The 23,703-nt window shown below is 72.5% G+C and carries 23 protein-coding genes; 13 read left to right on the forward strand and 10 right to left on the reverse strand.

Annotated features, from left to right (window positions below; genetic code table 11):
* Positions 1–74 precede the first annotated feature (74 nt).
* A complete protein-coding gene (locus tag RLT58_RS15495; RefSeq protein ID WP_311310966.1) occupies positions 75–860 on the forward strand; it encodes an SDR family NAD(P)-dependent oxidoreductase in 786 nt (261 codons plus the stop codon).
* 9 nt (positions 861–869) lie between these two features.
* On the opposite strand, the gene RLT58_RS15500 is transcribed toward RLT58_RS15495, so the two are convergent.
* On the reverse strand, positions 870–1,712 hold the full coding sequence (locus RLT58_RS15500) for an oxidoreductase (RefSeq protein ID WP_311310967.1): 843 nt from the start codon (positions 1,710–1,712) through the stop codon (positions 870–872).
* A 66-nt stretch (positions 1,713–1,778) separates the two neighbouring features.
* On the opposite strand from RLT58_RS15500, the gene RLT58_RS15505 reads away from it, so the two are divergent.
* Together RLT58_RS15505 and RLT58_RS15510 are read left to right on the forward strand one after the other, a co-directional pair.
* Positions 1,779–2,456, forward strand: a complete 678-nt coding sequence (locus RLT58_RS15505) for a DNA-binding response regulator (RefSeq protein ID WP_311310968.1) — start codon at positions 1,779–1,781, stop codon at positions 2,454–2,456.
* A 6-nt stretch (positions 2,457–2,462) separates the two neighbouring features.
* Positions 2,463–2,750: a DUF1905 domain-containing protein gene (locus tag RLT58_RS15510; RefSeq protein WP_311310969.1), complete on the forward strand. Its 288-nt coding sequence runs from the start codon at positions 2,463–2,465 to the stop codon at positions 2,748–2,750.
* Here RLT58_RS15510 and RLT58_RS15515 read toward each other — a convergent pair.
* The gene (locus RLT58_RS15515; protein ID WP_311310970.1) at positions 2,660–3,769 is read right to left on the reverse strand and encodes an endonuclease/exonuclease/phosphatase family protein; all 1,110 of its coding nucleotides are present in this window, start codon (positions 3,767–3,769) and stop codon (positions 2,660–2,662) included. The genes RLT58_RS15510 and RLT58_RS15515 overlap by 91 nt on opposite strands.
* Positions 3,770–3,837: 68 nt before the next feature.
* Complete coding sequence (locus RLT58_RS15520; protein ID WP_311310971.1) at positions 3,838–4,329, reverse strand: hypothetical protein; 492 nt, start codon at positions 4,327–4,329, stop codon at positions 3,838–3,840.
* Positions 4,330–4,398: 69 nt separating this feature from the next.
* Between RLT58_RS15520 and pip the strand changes: the two genes are divergently transcribed.
* Both pip and RLT58_RS15530 read left to right on the forward strand, forming a co-directional pair.
* Positions 4,399–5,379, forward strand: a complete 981-nt coding sequence (pip, locus tag RLT58_RS15525) for a prolyl aminopeptidase (RefSeq protein WP_311310972.1) — start codon at positions 4,399–4,401, stop codon at positions 5,377–5,379.
* 46 nt (positions 5,380–5,425) lie between these two features.
* Positions 5,426–6,421, forward strand: coding sequence for an aldo/keto reductase (locus RLT58_RS15530; protein ID WP_311310973.1), 996 nt, complete (start codon positions 5,426–5,428; stop codon positions 6,419–6,421).
* Between the two features lie 211 nt (positions 6,422–6,632).
* On the opposite strand, the gene RLT58_RS15535 is transcribed toward RLT58_RS15530, so the two are convergent.
* The gene (locus RLT58_RS15535) at positions 6,633–7,967 is read right to left on the reverse strand and encodes an MFS transporter (protein WP_311310974.1); all 1,335 of its coding nucleotides are present in this window, start codon (positions 7,965–7,967) and stop codon (positions 6,633–6,635) included.
* Positions 7,968–8,062: 95 nt separating this feature from the next.
* Entirely contained in the window at positions 8,063–8,503 is a 441-nt protein-coding gene (locus RLT58_RS15540; protein WP_136328961.1) for a MarR family winged helix-turn-helix transcriptional regulator, read from the reverse strand.
* A gap of 145 nt (positions 8,504–8,648) precedes the next feature.
* On the opposite strand from RLT58_RS15540, the gene RLT58_RS15545 reads away from it, so the two are divergent.
* Positions 8,649–8,855: a hypothetical protein gene (locus RLT58_RS15545; RefSeq protein WP_311310975.1), complete on the forward strand. Its 207-nt coding sequence runs from the start codon at positions 8,649–8,651 to the stop codon at positions 8,853–8,855.
* A gap of 22 nt (positions 8,856–8,877) precedes the next feature.
* Here the strand turns inward: RLT58_RS15545 and RLT58_RS15550 are convergent, their stop codons facing one another.
* A complete protein-coding gene (locus RLT58_RS15550; RefSeq protein WP_311310976.1) occupies positions 8,878–10,332 on the reverse strand; it encodes an NCS2 family permease in 1,455 nt (484 codons plus the stop codon).
* A gap of 187 nt (positions 10,333–10,519) precedes the next feature.
* Between RLT58_RS15550 and RLT58_RS15555 the strand changes: the two genes are divergently transcribed.
* Together RLT58_RS15555 and RLT58_RS15560 are read left to right on the forward strand one after the other, a co-directional pair.
* The gene (locus RLT58_RS15555) at positions 10,520–10,795 is read left to right on the forward strand and encodes a DUF2530 domain-containing protein (protein ID WP_311310977.1); all 276 of its coding nucleotides are present in this window, start codon (positions 10,520–10,522) and stop codon (positions 10,793–10,795) included.
* A 95-nt stretch (positions 10,796–10,890) separates the two neighbouring features.
* Positions 10,891–13,374, forward strand: a complete 2,484-nt coding sequence (locus RLT58_RS15560) for an HAD-IC family P-type ATPase (protein WP_311310978.1) — start codon at positions 10,891–10,893, stop codon at positions 13,372–13,374.
* Between the two features lie 187 nt (positions 13,375–13,561).
* On the opposite strand, the gene RLT58_RS15565 is transcribed toward RLT58_RS15560, so the two are convergent.
* Positions 13,562–16,768 carry a sacsin N-terminal ATP-binding-like domain-containing protein gene (locus RLT58_RS15565; RefSeq protein WP_311310979.1) on the reverse strand — a complete coding sequence of 1,069 codons (3,207 nt, stop codon included), beginning with the start codon at positions 16,766–16,768 and terminating at the stop codon, positions 13,562–13,564.
* A gap of 331 nt (positions 16,769–17,099) precedes the next feature.
* Positions 17,100–18,035: a DUF3027 domain-containing protein gene (locus tag RLT58_RS15570; RefSeq protein WP_311310980.1), complete on the reverse strand. Its 936-nt coding sequence runs from the start codon at positions 18,033–18,035 to the stop codon at positions 17,100–17,102.
* A gap of 418 nt (positions 18,036–18,453) precedes the next feature.
* On the opposite strand from RLT58_RS15570, the gene RLT58_RS15575 reads away from it, so the two are divergent.
* Genes RLT58_RS15575 through RLT58_RS15590 form a run of 4 tightly spaced genes read left to right on the forward strand, consistent with a single transcriptional unit; the run spans position 18,454 to position 21,978 of the window.
* On the forward strand, positions 18,454–19,884 hold the full coding sequence (locus tag RLT58_RS15575; protein ID WP_311310981.1) for an MFS transporter: 1,431 nt from the start codon (positions 18,454–18,456) through the stop codon (positions 19,882–19,884).
* Positions 19,885–19,911: 27 nt separating this feature from the next.
* Positions 19,912–20,391, forward strand: a complete 480-nt coding sequence (locus RLT58_RS15580) for a DUF2771 domain-containing protein (RefSeq protein ID WP_311310982.1) — start codon at positions 19,912–19,914, stop codon at positions 20,389–20,391.
* A gap of 41 nt (positions 20,392–20,432) precedes the next feature.
* A complete protein-coding gene (locus tag RLT58_RS15585) occupies positions 20,433–21,140 on the forward strand; it encodes a futalosine hydrolase (RefSeq protein WP_311310983.1) in 708 nt (235 codons plus the stop codon).
* Positions 21,112–21,978, forward strand: a complete 867-nt coding sequence (locus tag RLT58_RS15590) for a 1,4-dihydroxy-6-naphtoate synthase (RefSeq protein WP_311310984.1) — start codon at positions 21,112–21,114, stop codon at positions 21,976–21,978. The genes RLT58_RS15585 and RLT58_RS15590 overlap by 29 nt, the downstream gene beginning before the upstream one ends.
* Positions 21,979–21,993: 15 nt before the next feature.
* On the opposite strand, the gene RLT58_RS15595 is transcribed toward RLT58_RS15590, so the two are convergent.
* Positions 21,994–22,377 (reverse strand): cold-shock protein, encoded by a 384-nt coding sequence (locus tag RLT58_RS15595; RefSeq protein WP_311310985.1) that lies wholly within the window; start codon positions 22,375–22,377, stop codon positions 21,994–21,996.
* A gap of 208 nt (positions 22,378–22,585) precedes the next feature.
* On the opposite strand from RLT58_RS15595, the gene RLT58_RS15600 reads away from it, so the two are divergent.
* Positions 22,586–22,837 carry a hypothetical protein gene (locus RLT58_RS15600; protein ID WP_311310986.1) on the forward strand — a complete coding sequence of 84 codons (252 nt, stop codon included), beginning with the start codon at positions 22,586–22,588 and terminating at the stop codon, positions 22,835–22,837.
* Between the two features lie 192 nt (positions 22,838–23,029).
* On the opposite strand, the gene RLT58_RS15605 is transcribed toward RLT58_RS15600, so the two are convergent.
* Complete coding sequence (locus RLT58_RS15605; RefSeq protein WP_311310987.1) at positions 23,030–23,644, reverse strand: HAD family hydrolase; 615 nt, start codon at positions 23,642–23,644, stop codon at positions 23,030–23,032.
* Positions 23,645–23,703 lie beyond the last annotated feature (59 nt).

Raw genomic sequence — 23,703 nt, forward strand, 5'->3', positions numbered from 1 at the left:
TGATACCCGGCGAGTATCACAGCGGACCGCATCGGTGTTGGCCCCGGTACCCGCCCCCGCGTGACGATCGAGGCATGAGCAACGAGACCGTGAGCAACCAATCCGTGAGCAATGAATCCGTGAGCAACGGAACGAGGACCGCGCTGGTGACCGGCGCGAACAAGGGGATCGGCTACGAGATCGCCGCCGGGCTCGGCGCCCTCGGCCACCGCGTGGGCGTGGGCGCCCGCGACGCGGCCCGGCGCGAGGACGCCGTCGAGAAGCTGCGCGCCGCCGGGGTGGACGCGTTCGGCGTACCGCTGGACGTGACCGACGACCGCAGCGTCACCGAGGCCGCCGCACTGGTCGAGCGGCTGGCGGGGCGGCTGAACGTCCTCGTCAACAACGCCGGGATCTCGGGCCCGACCGGCCCGGGGTGGGAGCAGGACCCGACCACGCTCGACCTCGACGTGGTCCGCACGGTCGTGGACACCAACGTCCTCGGCGTCATCCGGGTGACCAACGCCCTGCTGCCGCTGCTGCGGCGCTCCCCGTCGCCCCGCGTCGTCAACGTCTCCAGCTCCGTCGGCTCGCTGACGCGGCAGGCGGACCCGGACATCGAGATCGGGCCCGTCATGGCGGCCTACGCGCCGACGAAGACGTTCCTGAACGCCGTCACCGTGCAGTACGCCCGGCAGCTGGCCGGCACCGGCATCCTGATCAACGCCGCCTGCCCCGGCCTGGTCGCGACGGACTTCACCGGCTTCCACGGGCCCCGTACCCCCGAGCAGGGCGCGGCCACCGCGATCCGGCTCGCCACCCTGCCCGACGGCGGCCCGACGGGTTCGTTCTTCGAGGACGACGGCGTCGTCCCCTGGTGACCCCGCCCGTCACCCCCGCAGCTCGGCCAGGTCCTTTTCCGTGAGCACCAGATCCTTCGCGGCGACGTTCTCCTCCAGATGGGCGAGGGTCCCGGTGCCCGGGATGACCAGCATCGCCGGGGAGGACGCGAGCAGCCGGGCCAGCTGGACCTGCGCGACCGTCGCGCCCAGGCGGGCCGCGACCTTCTCCAGGCGCCGGGTGTCGAGCGGGTCCCGCCCGCCGCCGAGCGGGAAGAACGGCATGTACGCGATGCCCGCCTCCTCGCACTCCGCCAGCAGCTCCAGGTCGTCGGCGTAGTGGTTCTGCACCGACACCACGGGGGCGATGGCGCGGGCCTCGGCGAGCTGGGCGGCGTCGACGTTGCTGACGCCCAGGTGGCGGATCAGCCCCTCCTCGCGCAGTTGGGCCAGTACGGCGAACCGCTCGGCGACCGACTCGCCGCCCGGCCCGCCGAGTCCGCCCACCCGGAGGTTGACCAGGTCCAGCCGGTCCAGGCCCAGGGCGCGCAGATCGGCCTCGACCAGGCCGCGCAGCCGGTCCGCGGTGGCCTGCCCGCTCGGCACGCCGTCCGGGCCCGGCAGCGGACCGACCTTCGTGGCGATCACCAGGCCCTCCCGGTAGGGGCTCAGCGCCCTACGGATCAGGTCGTTGGCCCGTACCTCGCCCCTGCCGTAGAAGGCGGCCGTGTCGATGTGGTCCACGCCGAGTTCCACCGCCCGCCGCAGCACGGCGATGCCGGTCTCCGGGGCACGCGTGGGGCCGTCGAAGGTGCCCATGGCCAGGCGCATCGCGCCGAAGCCGAGCCGGTTGACGGTGAGGTCTCCGCCGAGGGAGAACGTGGGGTTCGTCATGCGTCCATGCTTGCCCCCGCCCCCGCGCCCGGCCAGCGCGTGGCAGCTTGCTGCCAGACTGGAGGCATGCGCAGCGAACAGATGTTTTCCGTCCGGGGCGACCTGGAGCTGCTGGCCCGCACCGGCCACTTCTTCGAGTCCGTGCGCACCGAGTTCCTGTGTGCCGCCCGCGACCTCAGGACCTGGTCGCAGCCCTCGGCCAGGGCGGCGGTCCGCCGCCGGCTGCGGGCCTCGGAGGCCGTGGACCTCACCACCCGCAAGCTCCTCAGCCCGGTGGCGCTGACCGAGGAGGAGTCGCGCGACCATCTGCGGCTGGTGCGCGGCGAGGGGGCGCAGGTCCGCATCAACGGCTCCGCGCTGCCGCACGAGACGATCATCATCGACCGGCGGGTGATGATCCTGGCGGGCCGGGAGACCCCCGCCGGGCGCGAGTACACCGTGACGACGTCGAGGACCCTGATCGACGGCGTCCACTCGCTGTTCACCGCGCTCTGGGACGACTCCCCCGACCTGGAGACCTATGTGCGCGGCGACGCCCCGCACCTCGGCGCCGGTGCCCGCGCCGTCCTGGACGCCCTCGCCTCGGGCGTCACCGATGCCTCGGCGGCCCGCCGGCTCGGCATCTCGCTGCGCACCTACCGGCGGCGCGTGGCCGAGCTGATGACCGCTCTGGAGGCCGACTCCCGCTTCCAGGCCGGGCTGCGGGCGGGGGCGTGGGGGCTGCGGGGCCGCCCGGTAGGCTGACCGGCCGTGAGAGTCGTGTTCAGCAGCCGCGTGATCGAATGGCGCGGCCCCGCGCCGTACTACTTCGCCCGGGTGCCCGACGAACAGGCCGCCGACATCCGCGAGGTCGCCGCGCTCGCCTCGTACGGCTGGGGTGTGATCCCCGTGGAGGCCCGGATCGGCGGGACCGCCTTCACCACCTCGCTCTTCCCGAAGGACGGCGGCTATCTGCTGCCCCTCAAGAACGCGGTCCGCATACCGCTGAAGCTCGTGGCGGGAGACGTCGTCACCGTGGAGACGACCGTCCGCCTCTGACGCGCCGCGTGCCCTCGGTCCAGCGTGACCCGCGCCGTCACCGGCAGATGGTCGCTCCCGGTGGCGGGCAGGGTGCGGACGCGGCCGACCGTCGCCGAGCGGGCCATCACCTGGTCGATGCGGGCCAGCGGGAAGGACGCGGGGAAGCTGAGTGCGAAGCCCCGGTCGGAGACGTCGAGCTGTGAGGTCAGCGGGGACAGGCCCCGGTCGTCGACCGTGCCGTTGAGGTCGCCCAGGACGATCACCGTGCCGGTCCTCTCGGCGGCCACGGCCCGGCCCAGCAGGCGGGCGCTCCCGTCCCGCGGGGACGAACCCAGTCCGCCCGCCCCGATCCGCATCGACGGAAGGTGGGCCACATAGGCCGCGACCTCGCCGTACGGGGTGCTCACCACCGTCCGCAGGCCCCGGCTCCAGCCCTCCTCGATGCCCTCGGGCCTGATGTCCACCGTCCGGGTGCCGGAGAGCGGGTGCTTCGACCAGAGGCCGACCGTGCCCCGGACCTCGTGGAAGGGATAGGCGGCGGCCAGCTCCTTCTCGTACGAGGGCAGGGCCGCCGGGAGCAGTTCCTCCAGCGCGATGAGGTCCGGGCCCCCGGCGGCCAGCACACGGGCCGTGCGGACCGGTTCGGTGTTCACGTCGCTCACGTTGTGCTGCACCACGACCAGATCGCGCGCCCCCGCGTCCTCCCCGGGCAGGAGCAGCCCGCCGAAGGAGTACGTCCAGGCCGCCACCGGCAGGAGGAGGGACAGCAGCGCGAGCAGCGAGCGGCGCAGCACGGCCGCCGTGAGCAGCGGGACGAGCGCCGGGCCCAGCCAGGGCAGGAACGCCTCCAGCAGACTCCCCAGGTGGCCGGGGGTGTTGGGCACCGCCCGGTGGAAGACGAGCAGCAGCGCGGTCAGCGCCGCGAGCCCGGCGGGTATCCGGCCCCGCCGCCACCGCCCCTCGCGCTCCCACGCCCACCGGGAAGCGGCCCGCCCCGTCGTCGAGGTCGCCGCACCGCTGTCCGTCCGTTGCACCATGACTTCCCGTCCCGTCGGCCTGCCCTGATCAGGACGGGCCGCCGGGGCGGGCAGTTCCCTCGCGGGGCTCAGCGCTCCGGGAACCGCTCCCCGCACTCCCCGCAGTACTTCGGCGCCGGCTCCGCCGACATCCGCCCGCACGCCGGGCACACCCGGTCCAGCGAGCAGGGCGCCTCGCCGCCTTCCCGCGCGGGCACCGCGGGCTTGACCGTCAGGCCCGGGCGGCGGCGGTGCACGGTCACATAGGCCAGTCCCTCCGGGCCCGCGACGAGCGCGCGGCGGGAGGTGCGGGGCAGCCAGGCGGCCGTGGTGGGGGTGAGGTCGAGCGGGGTGCCGCCGTCCGCCGGGACGAGCCGTCCGCCGCCCGCGAGGACCACCAGCAGGACGTCGAGCACGTCCTCCCGGTGCTCGCCCACCTCCGCGCCCGGCGGCAGCCGCACCAGATTCGCGTCCAGCTCACGGCCCTGCCGGTCCAGCTGCCACAGCGCGCCCCGCGCGTCGGGCGCCGCGGCGGTCAGCAGGTCGTCGAGCACGGCGAGGATCTCGGGAGTGGCGTTCACACCGGTCAGGCTACGCCGGGGGGTTAGGGTCATCCCTTTGCCCGCCCACCGAGCGAGGGAGCCCCTGTCATGGAACGCCGGCCCGACGAGAAGTACCCGCCGATCGAACCGTACGAGCAGGGCATGCTCGATGTCGGCGACGGCAACCTCGTGTACTGGGAGGCGTGCGGCAACCCGGCCGGGAAGCCCGCCCTGGTGGTGCACGGCGGGCCGGGCTCGGGGTGCACCGCGGGGCCACGGCAGTACTTCGACCCCGAGCGCTACCGCGTGATCCTCTTCGACCAGCGCGGCTGCGGCCGCTCCACCCCGCACGCGAGCGACCCGGCCACCGAGATGCGGTTCAACACCACGGACCGGCTGATCGCCGACATGGAGCGTCTGCGGGTCCGCCTCGGCGTCGAGACGTGGCTGCTGTACGGGGGTTCCTGGGGCTCGACGCTGATCCTCGCGTACGCCGAGCAGTACCCGGAGCGGGTCAGCGAGATCGTGATCCCCTCCGTCACCACGACCCGCCGCTCCGAGATCGACTGGCTGTACCGGGGCGTGGGGCGCATCTTCCCGGAGGCGTGGGACCTCTTCCGGGCGGGGGTGCCGGAGGCCGCGAGCGACGCGACCCCGGACGTGCTCGCCGCGTACGCCCGGCGCACCGAGAGCCCCGACCCGGCCGTACGGGCGCGGGCGACGGCCGACTGGTGCGCCTGGGAGGACGCGGTGCTCTCCCAGGAGGCGTACACCGGCCCGCCCCCGTACAGCGGCCGGCCGGACCGGGCGCGGCAGGCCCTCGTACGGATCTGCGCCCACTACTTCTCACAGGGCGCCTGGCTGGAGGAGGGGCAGCTGATCCGGGACGCGGGGCGGCTGGCCGGGATCCCGGGGGTGCTGGTGCACGGCCGGTTCGACCTGGGCGGGCCGCTGGCCACCGCCTGGGAGCTGGCGAAGGCGTGGCCGGACGCGGAACTGACCGTGATCGAGGACGCGGGGCACCTGGGCGGGGCGGCGACGAGCCGTGCGGTGCTGGCGGCGCTGGACCGGTTCGCGCAGCGCGGGTGAGACGGCGCTTGCTTCGAGCGCGCTCGAAGGAGTTGGCTTGGGGTCCATGAAGTACACGCAGCTCGGACGTACCGGACTCAAGGTCAGCCGCCTCGTCCTGGGGACGATGAACTTCGGCCCCCAGACCAACGAGAGCGACAGCCACTCGCTCATGGACGCCGCCCTGGACGCGGGCGTCAACTTCTTCGACACCGCGAATGTCTACGGCTGGGGCGAGAACAAGGGCCGCACCGAGGAGATCCTCGGCACCTGGTTCGCGCAGGGCGGGGACCGCCGCGACAAGGTCGTGCTCGCCACCAAGGTCTACGGCAACATGGGCGCCGACGGCGAGGCATGGCCCAACCACGACAAGCTCTCCGCGCTCAACATCCGCCGGGCCGTCGACGCGAGCCTCAAGCGGCTCCAGACGGACCACATCGATCTGTACCAGTTCCACCACGTCGACCGGTCGACCCCGATCGAGGAGATCTGGCAGGCCATCGACGTACTGATCCAGCAGGGCAAGATCCTCTACGCGGGCTCGTCCAACTTCGCCGGCTACAAGATCGCCCAGGCCAACGAGGTCGCCCGGCAGCGCGGCAGCTACGGGCTGGTCAGCGAGCAGTGCATCTACAACCTGATGGAGCGCGGCGCCGAGATGGAGGTCATCCCGGCCGCCCAGGAGTACGGCCTCGGGGTCATCCCCTGGTCGCCGCTGCACGGCGGGCTGCTCGGCGGCGCGATCCGCAAGGAGCGCGAGGGCGGCGGCGCCCGCTCCACCTCCGGCCGCTCCGGCGACGCGCTGGCCGACCCGAAGGTGCGGGCCCAGATCCAGGCGTACGAGGACCTGCTCGGCAAGCACGGTCTGGAGCCCGGCGAGGTGGGCCTGGCCTGGCTGCTGACCCGGCCGGGTGTCACGGGCCCGATCTCCGGTCCCCGGACGCGGGAACAGCTCGACTCCGCACTGCGTGCGGTGGAGCTGGAGCTCTCGGAGGAGGTGCTGGCGGCCCTGGAGGAGATCTTCCCGGGACCGGGGCCCTCGCCGGAGAACTTCGCCTGGTAGGACGCGGGAGTCCGGCCGTCCCCGGCGGATCAGCCGAGGGCGGCCGCCGCTGCCACGACGACGAACATCAGCACGAGCACGGCCGCCATGATGCGGTTTCTGGTCTTGGGGTCCACCCGAAGAGCGTAACCGCCCCGGCCTTCGTGAACGCGACGCGGCCCCGCACCGGGGGTTCCCGGTCGGGGCCGTGTCGCGTTGGTGCCGGTGGCCGTCAGGCCGCCGTGGCCAGCTGCTCGCGCGGGACGAACCGCACGTGCGGGCGGCCCGGCCGCAGGTCGACCTTGAGCCGCAGCCCGCCGACGCGGGCCAGCATGAAGCCGACGCCGAGCGCGGCGATCAGGGAGAACGCGCCGCCCACCGCCATGCCGGTCCGGACGCCGTACGCGTCGCTGATCCAGCCGACGATCGGGGCGCCCACCGGCGTACCGCCGGCGAAGACCATCATGTACAGGCTCATCACCCGGCCGCGCATGGCCGGGTCGGCCGCCATCTGGACGCTGGTGTTCGCGCTGATGTTGGTCGTCAGGCCGATCATGCCGATCGGGACCAGCAGGATCGAGAACAGCCAGACGGACGGCGAGACGGAGGCGATGATCTCCAGCAGGCCGAACGCCGTACCGGCCGCCACCAGCATCCGCAGCCGCGAGGAGCGGCGGCGGGCGGCGAGCAGGGCGCCCGCGAGGGAGCCCGCGGCCATGAGGATGTTGAAGAACGAGTACATCCCGGCACCGCCGTGGAAGACCTCGTCCGCGAAGGCCGTCAGCCAGATCGGGAAGTTGAATCCGAACGTACCGACGAAGCCGACGAGGACGATCGGCCAGATCAGCTCGGGACGGCCGGAGACATAGCGCAGTCCTTCGCGCAGCTGTCCCTTGGCGCGCGGCACGACGACGGCCTTGTGCAGCTCACCGGTGCGCATCATCATCAGGCCGACCAGCGGCGCGAGGAACGACAGACCGTTGAACATGAAGGCCCAGCCGCTGCCGACCGAGGTGATCAGCACACCCGCGACGGCGGGACCGATGAGCCGGGCGGACTGGAAGTTCGCCGAGTTCAGACTGACGGCGTTCCGCAGCTGCGCGGGGCCGACCATCTCGGACACGAACGACTGGCGGGCGGGGTTGTCCACGACCGTGACCATGCCGAGCACGAACGCGATCAGGTAGACGTGCCACACCTGGACCACACCGGAGAGCGTGAGCACGGCGAGCGCGATCCCGCACAGGCCGAGTGCCGCCTGGCTGATGAGAAGGAGCTTGCGCTTCGGGAGCCGGTCGGCGATGACGCCGCCGTACAGGCCGAAGAGGAGCATGGGGAGGAACTGGAGTGCCGTGGTGATGCCGACGGCGGCGGCGGACCCGGTGAGGCTCAGGACGAGCCAGTCCTGCGTGATGCGGGACATCCAGGTACCGGTGTTGGAGATCACGGCGCCCGTGGCGAACAGGCGGTAGTTGCGGATCTTCAGCGACGAGAAGGTCCCGCCGGGCTTGCTCTCGTGGGTGGAAGTCGGTGCGGGGGCGGAGTCTGCTCCGGATCCCGTACTCAAAAGGGTTCGCCTCCTCGGGCGTGGACATCGAGCTGACTGACGGGGATGCGGCGGTGGGGCGGTGCGCCGGTCGCTGTCCGGCGCGGCCCGCTCCGCTACAGGTGGGCGAGCTTCTCCAGCACGGGCGCCGCGTTGCGCAGCGTCTCCCACTCGTCCTCGTCCAGGCCTTCGGCGAGGGTGGTCAGCCAGGCGTTCCGCTTGTTGCGGCTCTCGGCGAGCATGGCCTCGGCCTGCTCGGTCTGGCTGACCATCTTCTGACGACGGTCATCGGGGTGCGGTTCCAGTCTGACAAGACCCTTGGCTTCCAGCAGCGCGACGATGCGGGTCATCGACGGCGGCTGCACATGCTCCTTGCGGGCCAGCTCACCGGGGGTGGCCGATCCGCAACGGGCGAGTGTGGCGAGCACCGACATCTCTGTCGGGCTCAGCGACTCGTCGACGCGCTGGTGCTTCAGGCGCCGGCCGAGCAGCATGACGGCGGAACGAAGGGAGCTCACGGCGGCGGCACTGTCGCTGTCGTGGATCAGGTCAGGCATGTTTGTTAGCTTAACTCATTACCTACCCTAAAGACCACTCGGTGGTACACGCGCGAGAGCCGTATCACCAATCGATCACCCAAACGAGTGAGTCCGTTCCGGAAAGTCACGCGCGGCGGGCCCGGGGGACGTAACCCTGCATGCCATGGGATCGACAGTGCTCAGCCTGCGCATAGACGGTGAGCTGCTCGACCGGCTCAAGCAGCACGCCGCAAAACGCGGAATGAGCGTCCAGGACTATGTGGTCCGGACGCTCATTCGCGACGACTTCGACGAGCGCTTCCAGGCGGCCGTCGACGAGACGGAGAAGTTCTACGGAGCGGAAGGGGTGCCGGCCGAGGAGGTCACCTGACCCCCTCGGCCGGCCCCTGAAATCACGTGAGGCCGAGCGCCGGCATCGCGTAGTAGAAGACGAAGACCGCCGACACCACATACATGGCCACCGGCACCTCGCGACCCCGCCCGGCGGCCAGCCGCAGCACGGAGAACGCGATGAAGCCGATGCCGATGCCATTGGTGATCGAGTACGTGAACGGCATCATGACCATGGCGAGGAAGGCCGGGATCGCGAGCGTGTAGTCGCTCCAGTCGATGTCCCGCACCGAGCCCGCGATGATCAGGAAGCCGACCGCCAGCAGCGCCGGAGTGGCCGCCTGCGAGGGGACCATGGTCGCCAGCGGTGTGAGGAACAGCGCCACCGTGAACAGCAGCCCCGTGACGATGCTCGCGAGACCGGTGCGAGCGCCCTCGCCGACCCCCGCCGTGGACTCCACGAAGCAGGTCGAGGCGGACGAGGAGCTCGCACCGCCCGCGGCGACGGCGACACCGTCGACGAACAGCACCTTGTTGATGCCGGGGAAGTTGCCGCTCTTGTCCGTCAGCTTCGCCTCGTCGCCGACGCCGAGGATGGTGCCCATCGCGTCGAAGAAGCAGGACAGCAGCACGGTGAAGACGAACAGGATGCCGGTGAGGATGCCGACCTTGTGGAAGCCGCCGAACAGGCTGAACTCACCGAGGAGCCCGAAGTCCGGCGAGGAGACCGGATTGCCCGGCCACTCCGGGACGGTCAGCCCCCAGGCCTCGCCCGGCAGGTCCGCGACCGCGTTGACGATCAGCGCGACGACCGTCATGGCCACGATGGAGATCAGGATCGCGCCCGGCACCTTGCGGACGATCAGCGCGAGGGTGAGCAGCGCGCCGAGGACGAAGATCAGGACCGGCCAGCCGGTGAGGTGACCGTCGGCGCCCAGCTGGAGCGGGACGGTGGTCTCGGCCTTGTCCGGGATCCGGGAGACGAAGCCCGAGTCGACCAGGCCGATCAGCAGGATGAAGAAGCCGATACCGATCGCGATGCCCTTGCGCAGCGAGCCCGGTACGGCGTTCATCACGCGTTCCCGCAGCCCGGTCGCGACCAGCAGCATGACCACGATGCCCGCGAGGACGACCATGCCCATGGCGTCCGGCCAGGTCATCCGGGGGGCGAGCTGGAGGGCGACGACGGTGTTGACGCCGAGGCCCGCGGCCAGCGCGATCGGCACATTGCCGATGACGCCCATGAGCAGCGTGGAGAACGCGGCGGTCAGCACCGTCGCGGTGACCAGCTGGCCATGGTTGAGGTAGTGCTCGTTGATGTCCTTCGCGCTGCCCAGGATGATCGGGTTCAGCACGATGATGTACGCCATCGCGAAGAAGGTCGCGAATCCGCCACGGATCTCGCGGGCGACCGACGACCCCCGCTCGGAGATCTTGAAGAAACGGTCCACGCCACCGGTGGGCTGCGGAGCCGGGGGCGGCGTGGAGTCGACCGAAGCGGTGGCCGAGGGGGACATGTATGACCTCAGTCGTACGTAGAGGGGGGCTAAATATGGTCAGCTTTGGACGTTTACACGAATAATTCGAGCCAGTCGTAAGCAGATTCAGTATGAATACATAAGGCAAAGATCGCTATCTCCGCGCGTAGACCCTTGGGCCGACTGGCCCGGCGGCACCTGCGCGGGCGCCGCATACACTGACGGCATGGCGAAGTGGACACCGAAACACGAGGCACCCGAGCCCCTGGAGGGGCCCGTCGTCGCGACCATCACCGGCGGCACGATCCTCTGGTTCGTCCTCTTCCTCGTCCAGCTCCCGTTCTACGGCTGGTTCGACGACCACGGACACCTGTGGTGGGTCTGGACCTGCCTGGCCGGCGCCGGCCTCGGCCTGATCGGCATCTGGTACGTGCGTGGACGCGACGCGGCCCTCAAGCGGGCGGCGGCGGAGGCCTCCGGCCGGGGCGAGAGCGCCGGCTGACCCGTACGACCACGGGACCATTCCTCTCCTCCCCCGGTCTGATCTTCGCACCGCCCGGCGGGTGAACCGGACGTTCCGCCCGTACCGTCGGAACCATGACTCAGCGGGCACTCGATCCCTCCGGGGAGCAGCGACCCGGTTCCTCCGGGCCTTCCGGCGCCGGGCGGCCGGCCACGATCGACGCCGGTGCGGAGCTCGACCCGGTCCATCCGGTCAAGCTGCCGGACGCACCCGCCGGACGCGGACTCACCGCGGCCGAGGTCGCCGAACGGATCGCCCGGGGCGAGGTCAACGACGTACCGGTGCGCTCGTCCCGGTCGCTGACCGAGATCGTCCGGGCCAACGTCTTCACCCGGTTCAACCTGATCATCGGCGTGCTCTGGCTGATCATGCTGTTCGTCGCGCCGATCCAGGACAGCCTGTTCGGCTTCGTGATCATCGCCAACACCGGCATCGGCATCGTGCAGGAGTGGCGGGCCAAGAAGACGCTGGACAGCCTCGCGGTCATCGGTGAGGCGAAACCCACCGTCCGGCGGGACGGGAAGGCCGCCGAGATCCACACCTCCGAGATCGTCCTCGGCGACCTCGTCGAACTGGGCCCCGGCGACAAGGTCGTCGTGGACGGCACGGTCGCCGAGGCCGACAGCCTGGAGGTCGACGAGTCCCTGCTGACCGGCGAGGCGGACCCGGTCCTGAAGCGGGCCGGCGATCCCGTGATGTCCGGCAGCTTCGTCGTCGCGGGCGGCGGGGCCTTCACCGCCACCAAGGTCGGCCGCGAGGCCTACGCCGCGCAGCTCGCCGAGGAGGCCTCGCGCTTCACCCTCGTCCGCTCCGAGCTGCGCACCGGGATCTCCACGATCCTCAAGTACGTCACCTGGATGATGGTGCCGACCGCGATCGGCCTGGTCATCAGCCAGCTCGTGGTCAAGGACAACAACCTCAAGGACTCCATCGCCCGGACCGTCGGCGGCATCGTCCCGATGATCCCGGAGGGGCTGGTCCTGCTCACCTCGGTCGCCTTCGCGATCGGTGTCGTACGGCTCGGCCGCAAGCAGTGCCTGGTCCAGGAGCTGCCCGCCATCGAGGGCCTGGCCCGGGTCGACGTGGTCTGCCTCGACAAGACCGGCACGCTCACCGAGGGCGGCATGGACGTCACCGAGGTCCGCGCGCTCAGCGGCACCGAGGAACCGTATCTGCGCCGGGTGCTGGGTGCCTTCGGTGCCTCCGAGCCCCGGCCCAACGCCAGCCTCCAGGCGATCATCGACGCCTACCCGGCCCCGGACGGCGAGGGCTGGAAGGTCACCGGGACCCTGCCGTTCTCCTCCGCCCGCAAGTACAGCGGCGCCGCGTTCGACGAGGACGGGGGGCGGGCGTCGGCCTGGCTGCTCGGCGCGCCCGATGTGCTGCTCCCGGACGGGGACCCCGCGCTCACCGAGATCGAACAGCTCAACGAACAGGGGCTGCGCGTCCTGCTGCTGGCCCGCGCACGGGGCGAACTGGACGCCCCGGACAGCGCCGAGGGGGCCGAGCCGAGCGCGCTGGTCGTCCTGGAGCAGCGGCTGCGGCCCGACGCCGGGGACACGCTCGCCTACTTCGCGGACCAGCGGGTGGCGACCAAGGTGATCTCCGGCGACAACGCGGTCTCGGTCGGCGCGGTCGCCGCGAAGCTCGGGATGCCGGGCGCCGAGCACCCGCTCGACGCGCGCCGGCTGCCCACCGACCCGGACGAGATGGCCACCGCCATGGAGGACAACGCGGTCTTCGGCCGCGTCACCCCGCAGCAGAAGCGGGAGATGGTCGCCGCCCTCCAGTCGCGCGGCCACACCGTCGCGATGACCGGCGACGGGGTCAACGACGTGCTCGCGCTCAAGGACGCCGACATCGGCGTCTCGATGGGCTCCGGCTCCGAGGCCACCCGCGCGGTCGCCCAGATCGTGCTGCTCAACAACAGCTTCGCCACGCTGCCGTCCGTGGTCGCCGAGGGCCGACGGGTCATCGGCAACATCACCCGGGTCGCGACGCTGTTCCTGACGAAGACCGTCTACTCGGTGCTGCTGGCGGTCCTGGTGGTCTGCTTCCAGGTCGAGTACCCGTTCCTGCCGCGCCATCTGACCCTGCTGTCGACGCTGACGATCGGCGTCCCGGCGTTCTTCCTGGCCCTGGCCCCCAACAAGGAGCGCGCGCACCCGCACTTCGTGCGCCGCGTCATGCGGTACGCGACCCCGTCGGGCGTCATCGCGGCGGCGGCGACCTTCGCCACGTATCTGATCGCCCGGCACCACTACTCCGGCACGGGCGCCCTGGACGCGGAGACCAGCGCGGCGACGCTCACGCTGTTCCTGGTCTCGATGTGGGTCCTGGCGATCATCGCCCGCCCCTACACCTGGTGGCGGATCTGCCTGGTGGCCGCGATGGGCCTGGCCTTCCTGATCGTGCTCGTGGTGCCGTGGCTCCAGGAGTTCTTCGCGCTGAAGCTGGTGGGCGCCCGGATGCCGTGGATGGCGGTGGGCATCGCCGTGCTCGCCTCGGCGGCCCTGGAGTACGTCTGGCGCCTGGTGAGCCGCCGCTTCCCGGTGTGACGGGGAAGCGGCGGCCCGGGGCCGCGGTCTACTTCACGTCGACGTAGTCACCCGTGGCGGTGACGGCCGGAACTGCAGCTTGCCCAGGCTGGGCGGTGTAGCCGTGGTACTTCAGGTCGTCGAAGTGGGCCCGGGAGAGCCAGCCCTTGACAGTGGGCCCCCGGCCGCCGTCCGGGGGCCCGGACCGTCAGTCGAACCAGCGGTCCCGGGCCAGCTCCTCCGTGCGGGACGGGTCCTCCAGCAGGGCGGCGACCTCGAAGCGCCGGGGCCACTGCCCCGCCGCCCAGGCCAGACCCGCCGCGACGCCCTCCAGCGTGGCGGCGTGCACCACACCGTCCGGGGTGCGGCGCCAGTCCAGCTCGACGCCGCCCGCGCGCAGTTCGCCGTGTTCGATGTACGTGTCCGGGGTGGCGGGCCCGAGCAGCACACGGACCGGCTCCGGCACCCGGTGCTCCTCGCCCTCGCTCGTGACCTCGGCCTCGACGCTCTCGCCGAGCCGCCGCACCTGGAACAGCTCGGCCAGCTCCGCCGCGTTCACCGGGGCGACGGGCAGCAGCGGCAGCCCCCCGGTCAGCGGCAGCAGGTCCGGGGCGTCCGCGATCACCGCGTCCGCCGCGTCCACGACCCGCACCTCGCCGTCGACGACCGCCCGCAACTCGTCCGGCAGCGTGACCTGTTCCGGATCCAGCTCGGCCAGGGCCGTGTACAGGGCGTGCAGCTGTACGGAACCGACCGGGCGGTCCTCGTCCGCGAGCCGCCCCAGGAGTTCGGCCGCCCCGCCGGGCTCCGCGAGCAGCGCGTCGACCGAGGTCCGTACGCCGAGGGCGCGCAGCACCTCCGCGTCGTCGAAGCCGGTCGCGTCCACGGCGTCGTACAGCCCCGCGAGCCGGGAGTCGCCGCCCCGGGCCCGCAGTCCGGCCGGCCGGCGGCCGTCCAGCACCGGGTGGTCGCGCAGCCACCAGGCGGTGTACGGGCGCACGGACTGCGTCGTGCCGTCCGGGAGCAGCACCCGTACCGGCTGGGTCAGCGCGTCGCGCAGCGGCGGGCGGGCGAGGAGGGCGAGCGCCTGGGGCCAGGCGTCGTCGTCCACCAGGTCGAGGTCCCGTACGGCGACGATCTCGGTGGCGACCGGCGGCACCGGGCTGTCCGGCAGCCGGTCGAGGATGTCCTCGCACCACACGTCGACGGCATCGAGCAGCCCGGCGTCGTCGGGCTCGGCGAAGTCGCTGTCGCGGGGCTCCAGTTCGTCGGGGTCCAGCACCACATCGGTGGCCCGGACCAGCGCGAACGTGGCGAGCACCCCGCAGGCGGTGAGCGGCTGCTCGCCCCAGCGCCCGGCCAGCTCCGCGTCGCAGTGGGCGAGTTCGCCCTCGCGCATCACGGCCGCGAACGGGCTGCCGGGCAGCACCAGTTCACCGGCCGGGGCGAGTTCGCCGTCCTCGTCGGGCAGCGCGAGCGCGCCGAGCCAGGGCTCGTCGCCCGGCTCCAGCGCGGCGTCCCGGACCAGGGTCAGGACGGTGTCCACGAGTTCGTCGCCGTCGAGCGCGTCCTCGTCCCAGATCTCGCCCGCGTCCAGCGAACCGGCGACGGCGGCCCGCACCTGCGGGGTCGTCAGCACGGCGCGCGGGGTGGCGGGCAGGGCGCCCAGCTTCTCCAGGAGCGGGTGCGCGGCCTCGGGGTGGGCGACCTTCAGCCCGAGCCGGCCGAGCCGGTCCAGGACGGGGCCGGTCAGCGCGTCGGGCAGCGGAAGCAGGATCTGCCGGGGACCGATCGTGGTGCGCGGCACCGCCGGGGCATCGGGGCCGGGCCCCCGGGACTCCGTACCGGCGAGCGGCACCGGAAGGCCGGAGAGCCGGTCCGGGTCCACCCCGGCCAGGCTGTCGTAGAGCCGCCGCCACCAGGCCGGGTCGCGCTCCAGGCCCGCGAGCCGGTCGATGGCCTCGCCCAGCGGGACCCGGGCGACGCCGAGCGTGCGCAGTTCGGCGCGGCGCTCGAGCCCCGCGGGCAGCAGACACGGCAGCACCTCGGCGAGCACGGAGACGGTCTCGGCGCCGACGCCCTCCAGCACCTCCGCCTCCAGGGGCCGCAGCGCGGTGGTGGCCTTGCGGGCGCTCTGCTCCCCCGCGTCCCAGCCGTCCCAGCGGTCCGGCTCGGCGGCCGGATCGCGCGGGGCGGCCGGCTCCAGGAACGCGACGCGCGGCAGCCGCTCCAGGATCGCGCCCCGCAGCGCGCCGTCCAGTTCGCCCTTGCCGAGCGGCCCGGGCACCAGGCCGATCGTGGCGACGGAGACCGGCTGCCAGTCGGCGAGCAGCTCCGCGTACGCGTCCGCCGCGCGCTGCACCAGGAAGTCGGTGAGCGGGCCGGGCGCGGGGTGCCTGCGGGTGGTGTCCATCGGCAGCGAGGCGATGAGCAGGGCGGGGATGCCAAGAGGTTCGTCGGTGGGCGTCGGCGCGTGCACGACGGGGGCGGTACGGGGGCGGACCGGGGCGCCCTCCGCGTCCACCGGGACCGCCCAGGTCACCGACCAGTGGGGGCGCAGCCGCTCCTCCAGCGGACGGCCGACGAGCAGGCCGGGCTCGACGGGGCCGTGGTGCGTGACGGTGCGCCAGCGGTTCGTGCCGTGCGCGGAGTCCTCGACGTGGGTGTACGGGCCGTGCTGCGAGCGGCGCAGGGTCCGGACCGCGTCCGGCGTCTCGACGACGATCTCGTCGAGCCCGGCCAGCGTGAGCAGCAGCGCGTCGTCCACGGCGGCGAGCAGCCGGCCCACCAGGTCCTCGGCGACCCCGTCGCGCAGCGGCAGGACGACGACGGTGTCGTAGCCGTCCGGGGCGGTGCCCTCGGCGGGCAGCGGGAGCCGCAGCAGCGGTACGTGTCCGTCGCGGCGGCGCAGCTCGTCCCCGAGGCCGGGGCTGCCGACGGCGGCCTCCCGGGCGAGGTCGCGGGCCTCGGCGAGGGACCAGCGCACCCCGCCGTGCCGGCCGATCACGGCCGGTTCGTCGCTCACCGCGAGCACGGCGGCGAACCCGACGCCGAACCGGCCCACGGCCCCCTCGTGGCCCTCGCGCTTGGCGGAGGCACGCAGGGTGGACAGCGACTCCACGCCGGTCGCGTCCAGGGGGGCGCCGGTGTTCGCGGCGGCGAGGACGGCGGGGGCGTCCCCCTTCGCGGGGTGCAGGGTGAGGCGGAGCCGGCCGGGCGCCTGGGCGCGGGCGGCGGCGTCCGCGGCGTTCTGGGCCAGTTCGACGACGAGACGGTCACGGTAGCCGCCGAGCGCGAGGTCCTCCTCGGCGTTGGCGTCCTCACGGAAGCGGGCGGGGCCGGCGCCCCAGGCGTCGAGCACGCCGCGCCGCAGCCGCGCGGTTCCGAACGGGTCGGCCCCCTCGGTCGCATTCATGCCCACGCCCTGACTCCCTCTGCCGGCTTCCGGTTGACGCGTACCCCTGCGCCAAGTGTGCGCCCGAAGCTACCGGGTCCCGACGGGGTGGACCTGAGCGCCCACGGCCAACCGGCCATCCCTGGGCACCGGCCCCCACCCGTCGGCTTCCGTCCTCAAGCGCAGGACGGGCTCGAGGTGGCGCGACCGGCCGGCACATCCCAGCCGTCCGGCGCTTGAGGACGCAGCCGGCGCGACGGGCGGCCCGAGCCAATTCCAGCCCGCCCGGCGCTTGAGGACGCAGCCGGTACGCCGGAGCGGCCCGCGCCCCCCGGGAGCCCCGCAGGCCGGCCTAGGAGTGGCCGAGGTCCTCCGACGGCTCGTCCGCCTCCACCGGCACGGAGCCGGAGTCCCGCGCCGGCCGCAGCGGGTACTCATCCACCCGCATCGTGTCCAGCGCATGCGGCGCCGGCTTCGGCGGCTTCGGCATCACCGCCGCCTCCGAATGCCCACCGCACCCGTACGACAGGGACACCACATGCCCGTCCGCCGGGCCGAACTCGTTCGCGCACACCCCGAAGGCCTGCTTCAGCGAGCCCGCCAGCGGCACCAGGAAGGCGCAGGACACACAGGTCGCCGGCGCCGCCTGGGCCATCGGCGTCTTCGCGCCGAACCCCTCGTCCCAGCGGTCGGCCGCCTCATGCAGCCCGTACCGCGACAGCACCCGCGCACGCCGCATGCCCAGCTCGTCCGCGACCGCCGCGATCGAACCCCGGCGCGGCGGCTCCGGGCGCGTCGTCAGCTCCGCGTCCTCCGCCTCGACGAGGTCGGCCAGCTCGCCCGAGACCGCGGCCACCGCGGAGTTCGGCGGCAGCTCGTCCTCGCCGCTGTACCCCGGCTCCAGCCGCAGATCGTCCGCGTCGGTGGGCAGCAGGTCGCCCGGGCCCATGTCGCCCGGCCGCAGCCGCTCGCTCCACGGCACCCACTCCGGCGCGAGCAGCGCGTCGCCGCCCGGCAGCAGCACGGTCTCGTCCAGCGTGACGTTCTTCGCGCGGGACGCCCGCGCCACCGTCACCGCCCAGCGCCAGCCCCGGTAGCCCGGGTCCTTGCACTCGAAGTAGTGCGTGACGACCCGGTCCCCCTCGGAGACCACGGCCACATGCTCACCCACGACCCCTGGCGCGGCTGCCTCCTCGGCCGCCGCGCGGGCGAGATCTACCGCCTCGGCGCACAAACGGTCGGGAACAGGGGTACGGGCCGTACGGCTTCGCGTCGTCGCAGCACTCACAGGTCTCGCTTCTCTCCTACGCCAGTCTCACGAGCGCGCCAGCACATCCATCGATTTCGGCCATACGGCTGCGGACGGAGCGGACCTGGGGGCCGCGTCGACGTTCACACCCGTGTGCCTGCCTCGGGCACACCTTCCGCGACCCATTCTGCGGGATCGCCGAGAGGCGCGCGGCCAAGAACAACCGCCGGTGGCGCGCTACGCACGCTACCCTCTCCGCCGCTCCCCGCCCACCTGCCCGTCCCAAACGACGCCGTATCCGGCGCCGTGTCCCGTCCACCGAGAACCGGCCATCCACCCCGATCGGCCGGTCCGCACCCCCTGCCACCTGCCCGATCGCTGACCCGACGGGGCGGTACACACCGCGCCCCGCGCCGATCCCGGTTCGCATCGGCCGGGACTGGGGCAGTATGACCAAGTGGCTTCTGCCAGGTCGCACGACGGATCCGGCCCGCTCCGCAGGACGGGCCGGTCGATCGGTCATGCCCTGCAGACCCCGTTCACCGGCACCGCCCGCTCCATCCGCAAGGCGACGCACGCGCACGGCGCCGGCGAGTCCGGACTCGGCAAGCTGATCGAGCTGCACGCGGTCAACGGCGCGGGCGACGTGATGATCACCGTCGCGCTCGCGTCGACCGTGTTCTTCTCCGTACCGACGGACCAGGCCCGCGGCCGGGTCGCGCTGTACCTCGCCGTCACCATGGCGCCGTTCATCCTGCTCGCCCCGGTCATCGGCCCGCTGCTGGACCATCTGCCGCACGGCCGCCGCGCCGCGATGGCCGGTTCCATGCTGGCCCGTGCGCTGCTGGCGCTCACGATGTCGGGCGCGGTCGCGACCGGCGGCCTGGAGCTGTATCCGGCCGCGCTGGGCGTGCTGGTCTGCTCGAAGGCGTACGGGGTGGTGCGCAGCGCCGTCGTCCCGCGTCTGCTGCCACCGCGGTTCTCCCTGGTGAAGGCGAACTCACGGGTCACCCTGGCCGGCCTGCTGGCCACCGGCGCCGCCGCGCCGATCGGGGCGGGGCTCCAGAGCATCGGCCCGCCGTGGCCGCTGTACGGGGCGAGCGTGATCTTCGTCGGGGGCGCGGTCCTCGCGTTCACCCTGCCGCACAAGGTGGACTCGGCGAAGGGCGAGCGCAGGGCCCGCCTGGTGTCGCCGCACGGCGAGGGCGCGCCCGAGCCGCTGCCGAAACCGGCCAGGTCCAAGGAGAAGGGCAGGCCGAAGGAGAAGCGGAAGGAGGGCGGCGAGAAACGGCCCGGACTGCGTTCGGTCGGCCCGTCCGTCCTGCACGGTCTCCAGGCCAACGCCTCGCACCGGGCGCTCTCCGGGTTCCTGATCTTCTTCCTGGCGTTCCTGCTGCGCGAGCACCCGCTCGCCGGGCAGAGCGCCGCGATCTCGCTCGGCATCGTCGGCGTGGCGGCCGGCGTGGGCAACGCGCTGGGCACGGCCGTCGGCTCCTGGCTCAGGGCGCGCGGCCCCGAGATCATCATCGCCTCGGTGCTGGGCCTGGCCCTGGGCATCGCGATCCTGGCCGCCGTCTTCTTCAGCACGGTGATGGTGGCCGCGCTCGCGGCGACGGCGGGGTTCACCCAGGCCCTGTCGAAGCTGTCGCTGGACGCGATGATCCAGCGCGATGTGCCGGAGGAGGTGCGGACCTCCGCGTTCGCCCGCTCCGAGACGCTGCTCCAGATGGCCTGGGTGGCCGGCGGCGCGATCGGGATCGCCCTCCCCCTCAACGGCGTACTGGGCATGTCGGTCGCCGCGGGCCTCCTCGGGCTCGGCGCAGCCGCCTCCGTACGGGGTCTGCTGGGCGCCGCGCGGCGCGGCTCGCCGCACCCCCGCGTGGCGTGAGCCGGAGCGACCGATAGCCTTCGGCCCATGACCGTTGCGTTCTTCTCCGGTAAGGGCCGTCGAATCGGCGTCGCTCTTGGTGCCGTGTCCGCGGGACTCCTTGTCCTCTCCGCCTGCGACAAGCCGACGCCGCTCGCCACCGTGACGGTCGGCGACAACTCGGTGAGTACCGAGGCCGCCTGCTACAACGACGGCAAGGCCCTCAAGGAATCCGAGTACAAGAGCTGCCTCAACAAGAAGGCGGAGAAGACCGTCAAGGTCGCGATGGACGACAAGGTCCGCTTCGGCGTCGACCCCGAGATCGCGGACCACGGCTGGACGCTCTTCATCAACGGCCAGCAGGCCGAGCAGGAGCCGTACAAGAAGACCTACCGGTCCATCCCGGGCAGCGCCTTCTTCTCCAGCCAGACCGGCGAGACCACGAACAAGACGCAGATCAGCATCGTGGAGACCAAGGGCAAGGACCTGCTGGGCATCTGGCACTTCGAGCTCAAGAAGACCGACTGACGCCCCCTCCCGCCCCCTCCTGACCTCGGAGGACCGCCCTCGTGCGCGTGCTTGTCGTGACCGCTGTCCCGGTGGAACGGGACGCGGTCACGCGTGCGTACGGGGCCGGGGTCCCCGTGCACCACGTACCGGGCGCGGAGATCCACCGCGCGGGCCCGCTCGACGTCCTCGCAGGCGGCGCGGGACCGGCCTCGGCGGCGGCCTCGGCCGCGTACGCCCTGGCCTCGGACCGCTACGGCCTGGTGATCTCGGCGGGCATCGGCGGCGGCTTCCCCGGCGTCGCCCCGGTCGGCTCCCTCGTCGTGGCGGACCGCATCGGCGCGGCGGACCTGGGCGCCGAGACCCCCGCCGGCTTCGTGCCGGTCACCGACCTCGGCTTCGGCCGGGTCTGGCACCACCCGCCCCGCTCCCTCGTCCGCGCGGCGGCCGGAGCGACCGGTGCGGCGACCGGCGACATCCTCACCGTCTCCACGGTGACCGGCAGCTCCGAGCGCGCCGCCGCACTCCTCGCCGCGCACCCCGGCGCCCGCGCCGAGGCCATGGAGGGCTTCGGGGTCGCGGAGGCGGCCGACCGGACGGGCGTACCCGTCCTGGAGATCAGGGCCGTGTCGAACGCCGTCGGCCCCCGCGACCGCGACGCCTGGCGCATCGGCGACGCGCTGGCCGCGCTCACCGAGGCGTTCGGGAAGCTCATACCCGTACTGGAAGGCTGGACCCCCCATGACCGAGACGACACCGCCGCCGGCTGACGCGCTGCGCATCGCCTTCTCCCCGTGCCCGAACGACACGTTCGTCTTCGACGCCTGGGCGCACGGACGGGTCCCCGACGCACCCGCGCTCGATGTCACCTTCGCCGACATCGACCTCACCAACGGCATGGCCGAGCGCGGTGAGCTGGACGTCCTCAAGGTGTCGTACGCGGTGCTGCCCTGGGTCCTCGACGAGTACGCGCTGCTGCCGTGCGGCGGCGCGCTGGGCCGGGGCTGCGGACCGCTCGTCCTCACCAAGGAGCCGGGCACGGACCTGACGGGGAAGACCGTCGCCGTACCGAGCGAGCGCTCCACCGCATATCTGCTGTTCCGCCTCTGGGCGGCGGACCAGGTGCCGGGCGGGGTCGGCGAGATCGTGGTCATGCCGTTCGACGAGATCATGCCGGCGGTACGGGACGGCAAGGTGGACGCCGGCCTCGTCATCCACGAGGCGCGCTTCACGTACCAGAACTACGGGCTGCACAACCTGGCCGACATGGGCAAGCACTGGGAGGACACCACCGGCCTCCCGATCCCGCTCGGCGCGATCATCGCGAAGAGGTCGCTGGGCGCGGACACGCTGAAGCTGCTCGCCGAGTCGGTGCGCACATCGGTACGGATGGCGTGGGACGACCCGGAGAGCTCGCGGCCCTACGTCGCGGAGCACGCGCAGGAGATGGACCCGTCCGTCGCCGACCAGCACATCGGCCTGTACGTGAACGAGTTCACCGCCGACCTCGGCGAGGACGGCTATGCGGCGATCCGCGGCCTGCTGACGCGCGCGGCGGCCGAGGGACTGGTCCCGCCCCTCGCCCCCGACGCACTGTCCTTCCCCTGACGACCGCTGCGACCGCTACACGTCGAGCTGGTCCGCGACCGCGCGCAGCAGCCCGGCGATCTTGGCGCCGGCCGCCTTGTCCGGATAGCGTCCGCGCTCCAGCATCGGCGTGATGTTCTCCAGCACGGTGGTCAGGTCCTGCACGATCGACGCCAGCTCGTCCGGCTTGCGGCGCTGGGCCGCCGCGACGGACGGGGTGGGGTCGAGGATCGCCACGGAAAGCGCCTGGTCACCACGTTGCCCCGCGACCACACCGAATTCGACGCGCTGACCGGGCTTGAGTGCGTCGACCCCGGCCGGGAGCACGGACGAGTGCACGAAGACGTCGCTGCCGTCGTCGCGGGAGAGGAAGCCGAAGCCCTTCTCGCTGTTGAACCACTTGACCTTGCCAGTCGGCAAAGCACGCACCCCATCTCAACCCGTATGCCGGAACAAAGCCTCAGCAGGTCAGGCCGTCCTGTGGTCGTGCTCCCCTGCTGGCAGAAGCCTCCACAGGTGAAGTACCCCTCGTCAAGCCTGGTCATCCGGACTCTGTCCGGAAACGGCACTTCCTTCACCCCCGCCCCTGCCGGGACGGATCACCCCCGCCGGGAACTACCCTGACGGGGTGAGTACTCCCTCTTCCGGCGCAGGTGACCGGCTGGTCCGGATCGGCGCGATCGTCTTCTTCATCGGCGCCCTCTCCACCCTCGCCACCATGGCCCCCCTCTTCCTCGGCACCCACCCCCTGCCACCGATCGCCTGGTCCCTCTGCATGCTGATGGGCGTCGGCTTCCTGATCGCGGCGGCGGGCGTGATCCGCTCGGTCAGAGCGGGGCGGGCGGGGCGGACGGGGCGGGCAGAGGTGCCGGGGGCGTAGGGAGGACCATGTCCACTCTGATGCGCGCGCCCAGACACGTCGGGGCCTGGTACCGGAGCCCGGAGAGCCGACCTGCTTCGGGCATGCCGTCGGCTACGGCATCTCCACCGACGACGCAGACGAGGACGGCCTGGGCCTCGACGTGACCAACCGCCTCTGACCAGGCCGCACCGGCGCACACCTGGACGGCGGCTACGCCGTATAGCTCTTCAGCCACCCCGGGAAGTCCGTCAGTGACGGCAGGACCACGTCCGCGCCCGCTGTGCGGAGTTCCTGCGCGTCGCACGGGCCCGTGGTGACGGCCACCGAGAGGGCCTGGGCCGCCTTGGCGCCGCGTACGTCGCCCGTGTGGTCGCCGACGTAGACCGCGGCTCCGTGTTCGCGCAGGGCCGTGGCCTTGCCCTCGGCCCAGAGGCCGCCGACTATGACGTCCGCCTCGATGCCCAGGTGGGAGAGGTGCTGCTTCGCGCTGGGTTCGTACTTGGCGGTGACGACCATCGTGCGACCGCCCAGGGCGCGGATCGCCTCGACCGACTCGCGGGCGCCGGGCATGGCCAGGGACGGGGTGATCGCGTGGGAGGGGTAGATCTCCCGGTAGCGGGCGACCATCGCGGGGATCTCGGCGGCCGGGAACCAGTGCGCGAGTTCCTGGTCGAGCGGCGGGCCCAGACGGCTGACCACCAGGTCGGTGTCGATCACCGCGCCCGTCTCGGCGGCGAGCGCGAGGAACGTGGCCTTGATGCCGGGGCGGGAGTCGATGAGCGTCATGTCCAGGTCGAAGCCGACCGTCAGGGGGTGCGAAGTCATGACGTCCATTGTGCCGAGACGGTGCAAGACCCCCTCGGCCCCCGGACCCGGGCGCACGG

The organism is Streptomyces sp. ITFR-16, from assembly GCF_031844705.1.
Lineage (GTDB): Bacteria > Actinomycetota > Actinomycetes > Streptomycetales > Streptomycetaceae > Streptomyces.

Excerpts from the sequence above, each read along its gene's own strand:
- RLT58_RS15495 (WP_311310966.1), top strand. The coding sequence starts at position 75 with ATGAGCAACGAGACCGTGAGCAACCAATCCGTGAGCAATGAATCCGTG.
- RLT58_RS15500 (WP_311310967.1), bottom strand. The coding sequence starts at position 1,712 with ATGACGAACCCCACGTTCTCCCTCGGCGGAGACCTCACCGTCAACCGG.
- RLT58_RS15505 (WP_311310968.1), top strand. The coding sequence starts at position 1,779 with ATGCGCAGCGAACAGATGTTTTCCGTCCGGGGCGACCTGGAGCTGCTG.
- RLT58_RS15515 (WP_311310970.1), bottom strand. The coding sequence starts at position 3,769 with ATGGTGCAACGGACGGACAGCGGTGCGGCGACCTCGACGACGGGGCGG.
- pip (WP_311310972.1), top strand. The coding sequence starts at position 4,399 with ATGGAACGCCGGCCCGACGAGAAGTACCCGCCGATCGAACCGTACGAG.
- RLT58_RS15530 (WP_311310973.1), top strand. The coding sequence starts at position 5,426 with ATGAAGTACACGCAGCTCGGACGTACCGGACTCAAGGTCAGCCGCCTC.
- RLT58_RS15540 (WP_136328961.1), bottom strand. The coding sequence starts at position 8,503 with ATGCCTGACCTGATCCACGACAGCGACAGTGCCGCCGCCGTGAGCTCC.
- RLT58_RS15545 (WP_311310975.1), top strand. The coding sequence starts at position 8,649 with ATGGGATCGACAGTGCTCAGCCTGCGCATAGACGGTGAGCTGCTCGAC.
- RLT58_RS15550 (WP_311310976.1), bottom strand. The coding sequence starts at position 10,332 with ATGTCCCCCTCGGCCACCGCTTCGGTCGACTCCACGCCGCCCCCGGCT.
- RLT58_RS15555 (WP_311310977.1), top strand. The coding sequence starts at position 10,520 with ATGGCGAAGTGGACACCGAAACACGAGGCACCCGAGCCCCTGGAGGGG.
- RLT58_RS15560 (WP_311310978.1), top strand. The coding sequence starts at position 10,891 with ATGACTCAGCGGGCACTCGATCCCTCCGGGGAGCAGCGACCCGGTTCC.
- RLT58_RS15565 (WP_311310979.1), bottom strand. The coding sequence starts at position 16,768 with ATGAATGCGACCGAGGGGGCCGACCCGTTCGGAACCGCGCGGCTGCGG.
- RLT58_RS15580 (WP_311310982.1), top strand. The coding sequence starts at position 19,912 with ATGACCGTTGCGTTCTTCTCCGGTAAGGGCCGTCGAATCGGCGTCGCT.
- RLT58_RS15590 (WP_311310984.1), top strand. The coding sequence starts at position 21,112 with ATGACCGAGACGACACCGCCGCCGGCTGACGCGCTGCGCATCGCCTTC.
- RLT58_RS15605 (WP_311310987.1), bottom strand. The coding sequence starts at position 23,644 with ATGACTTCGCACCCCCTGACGGTCGGCTTCGACCTGGACATGACGCTC.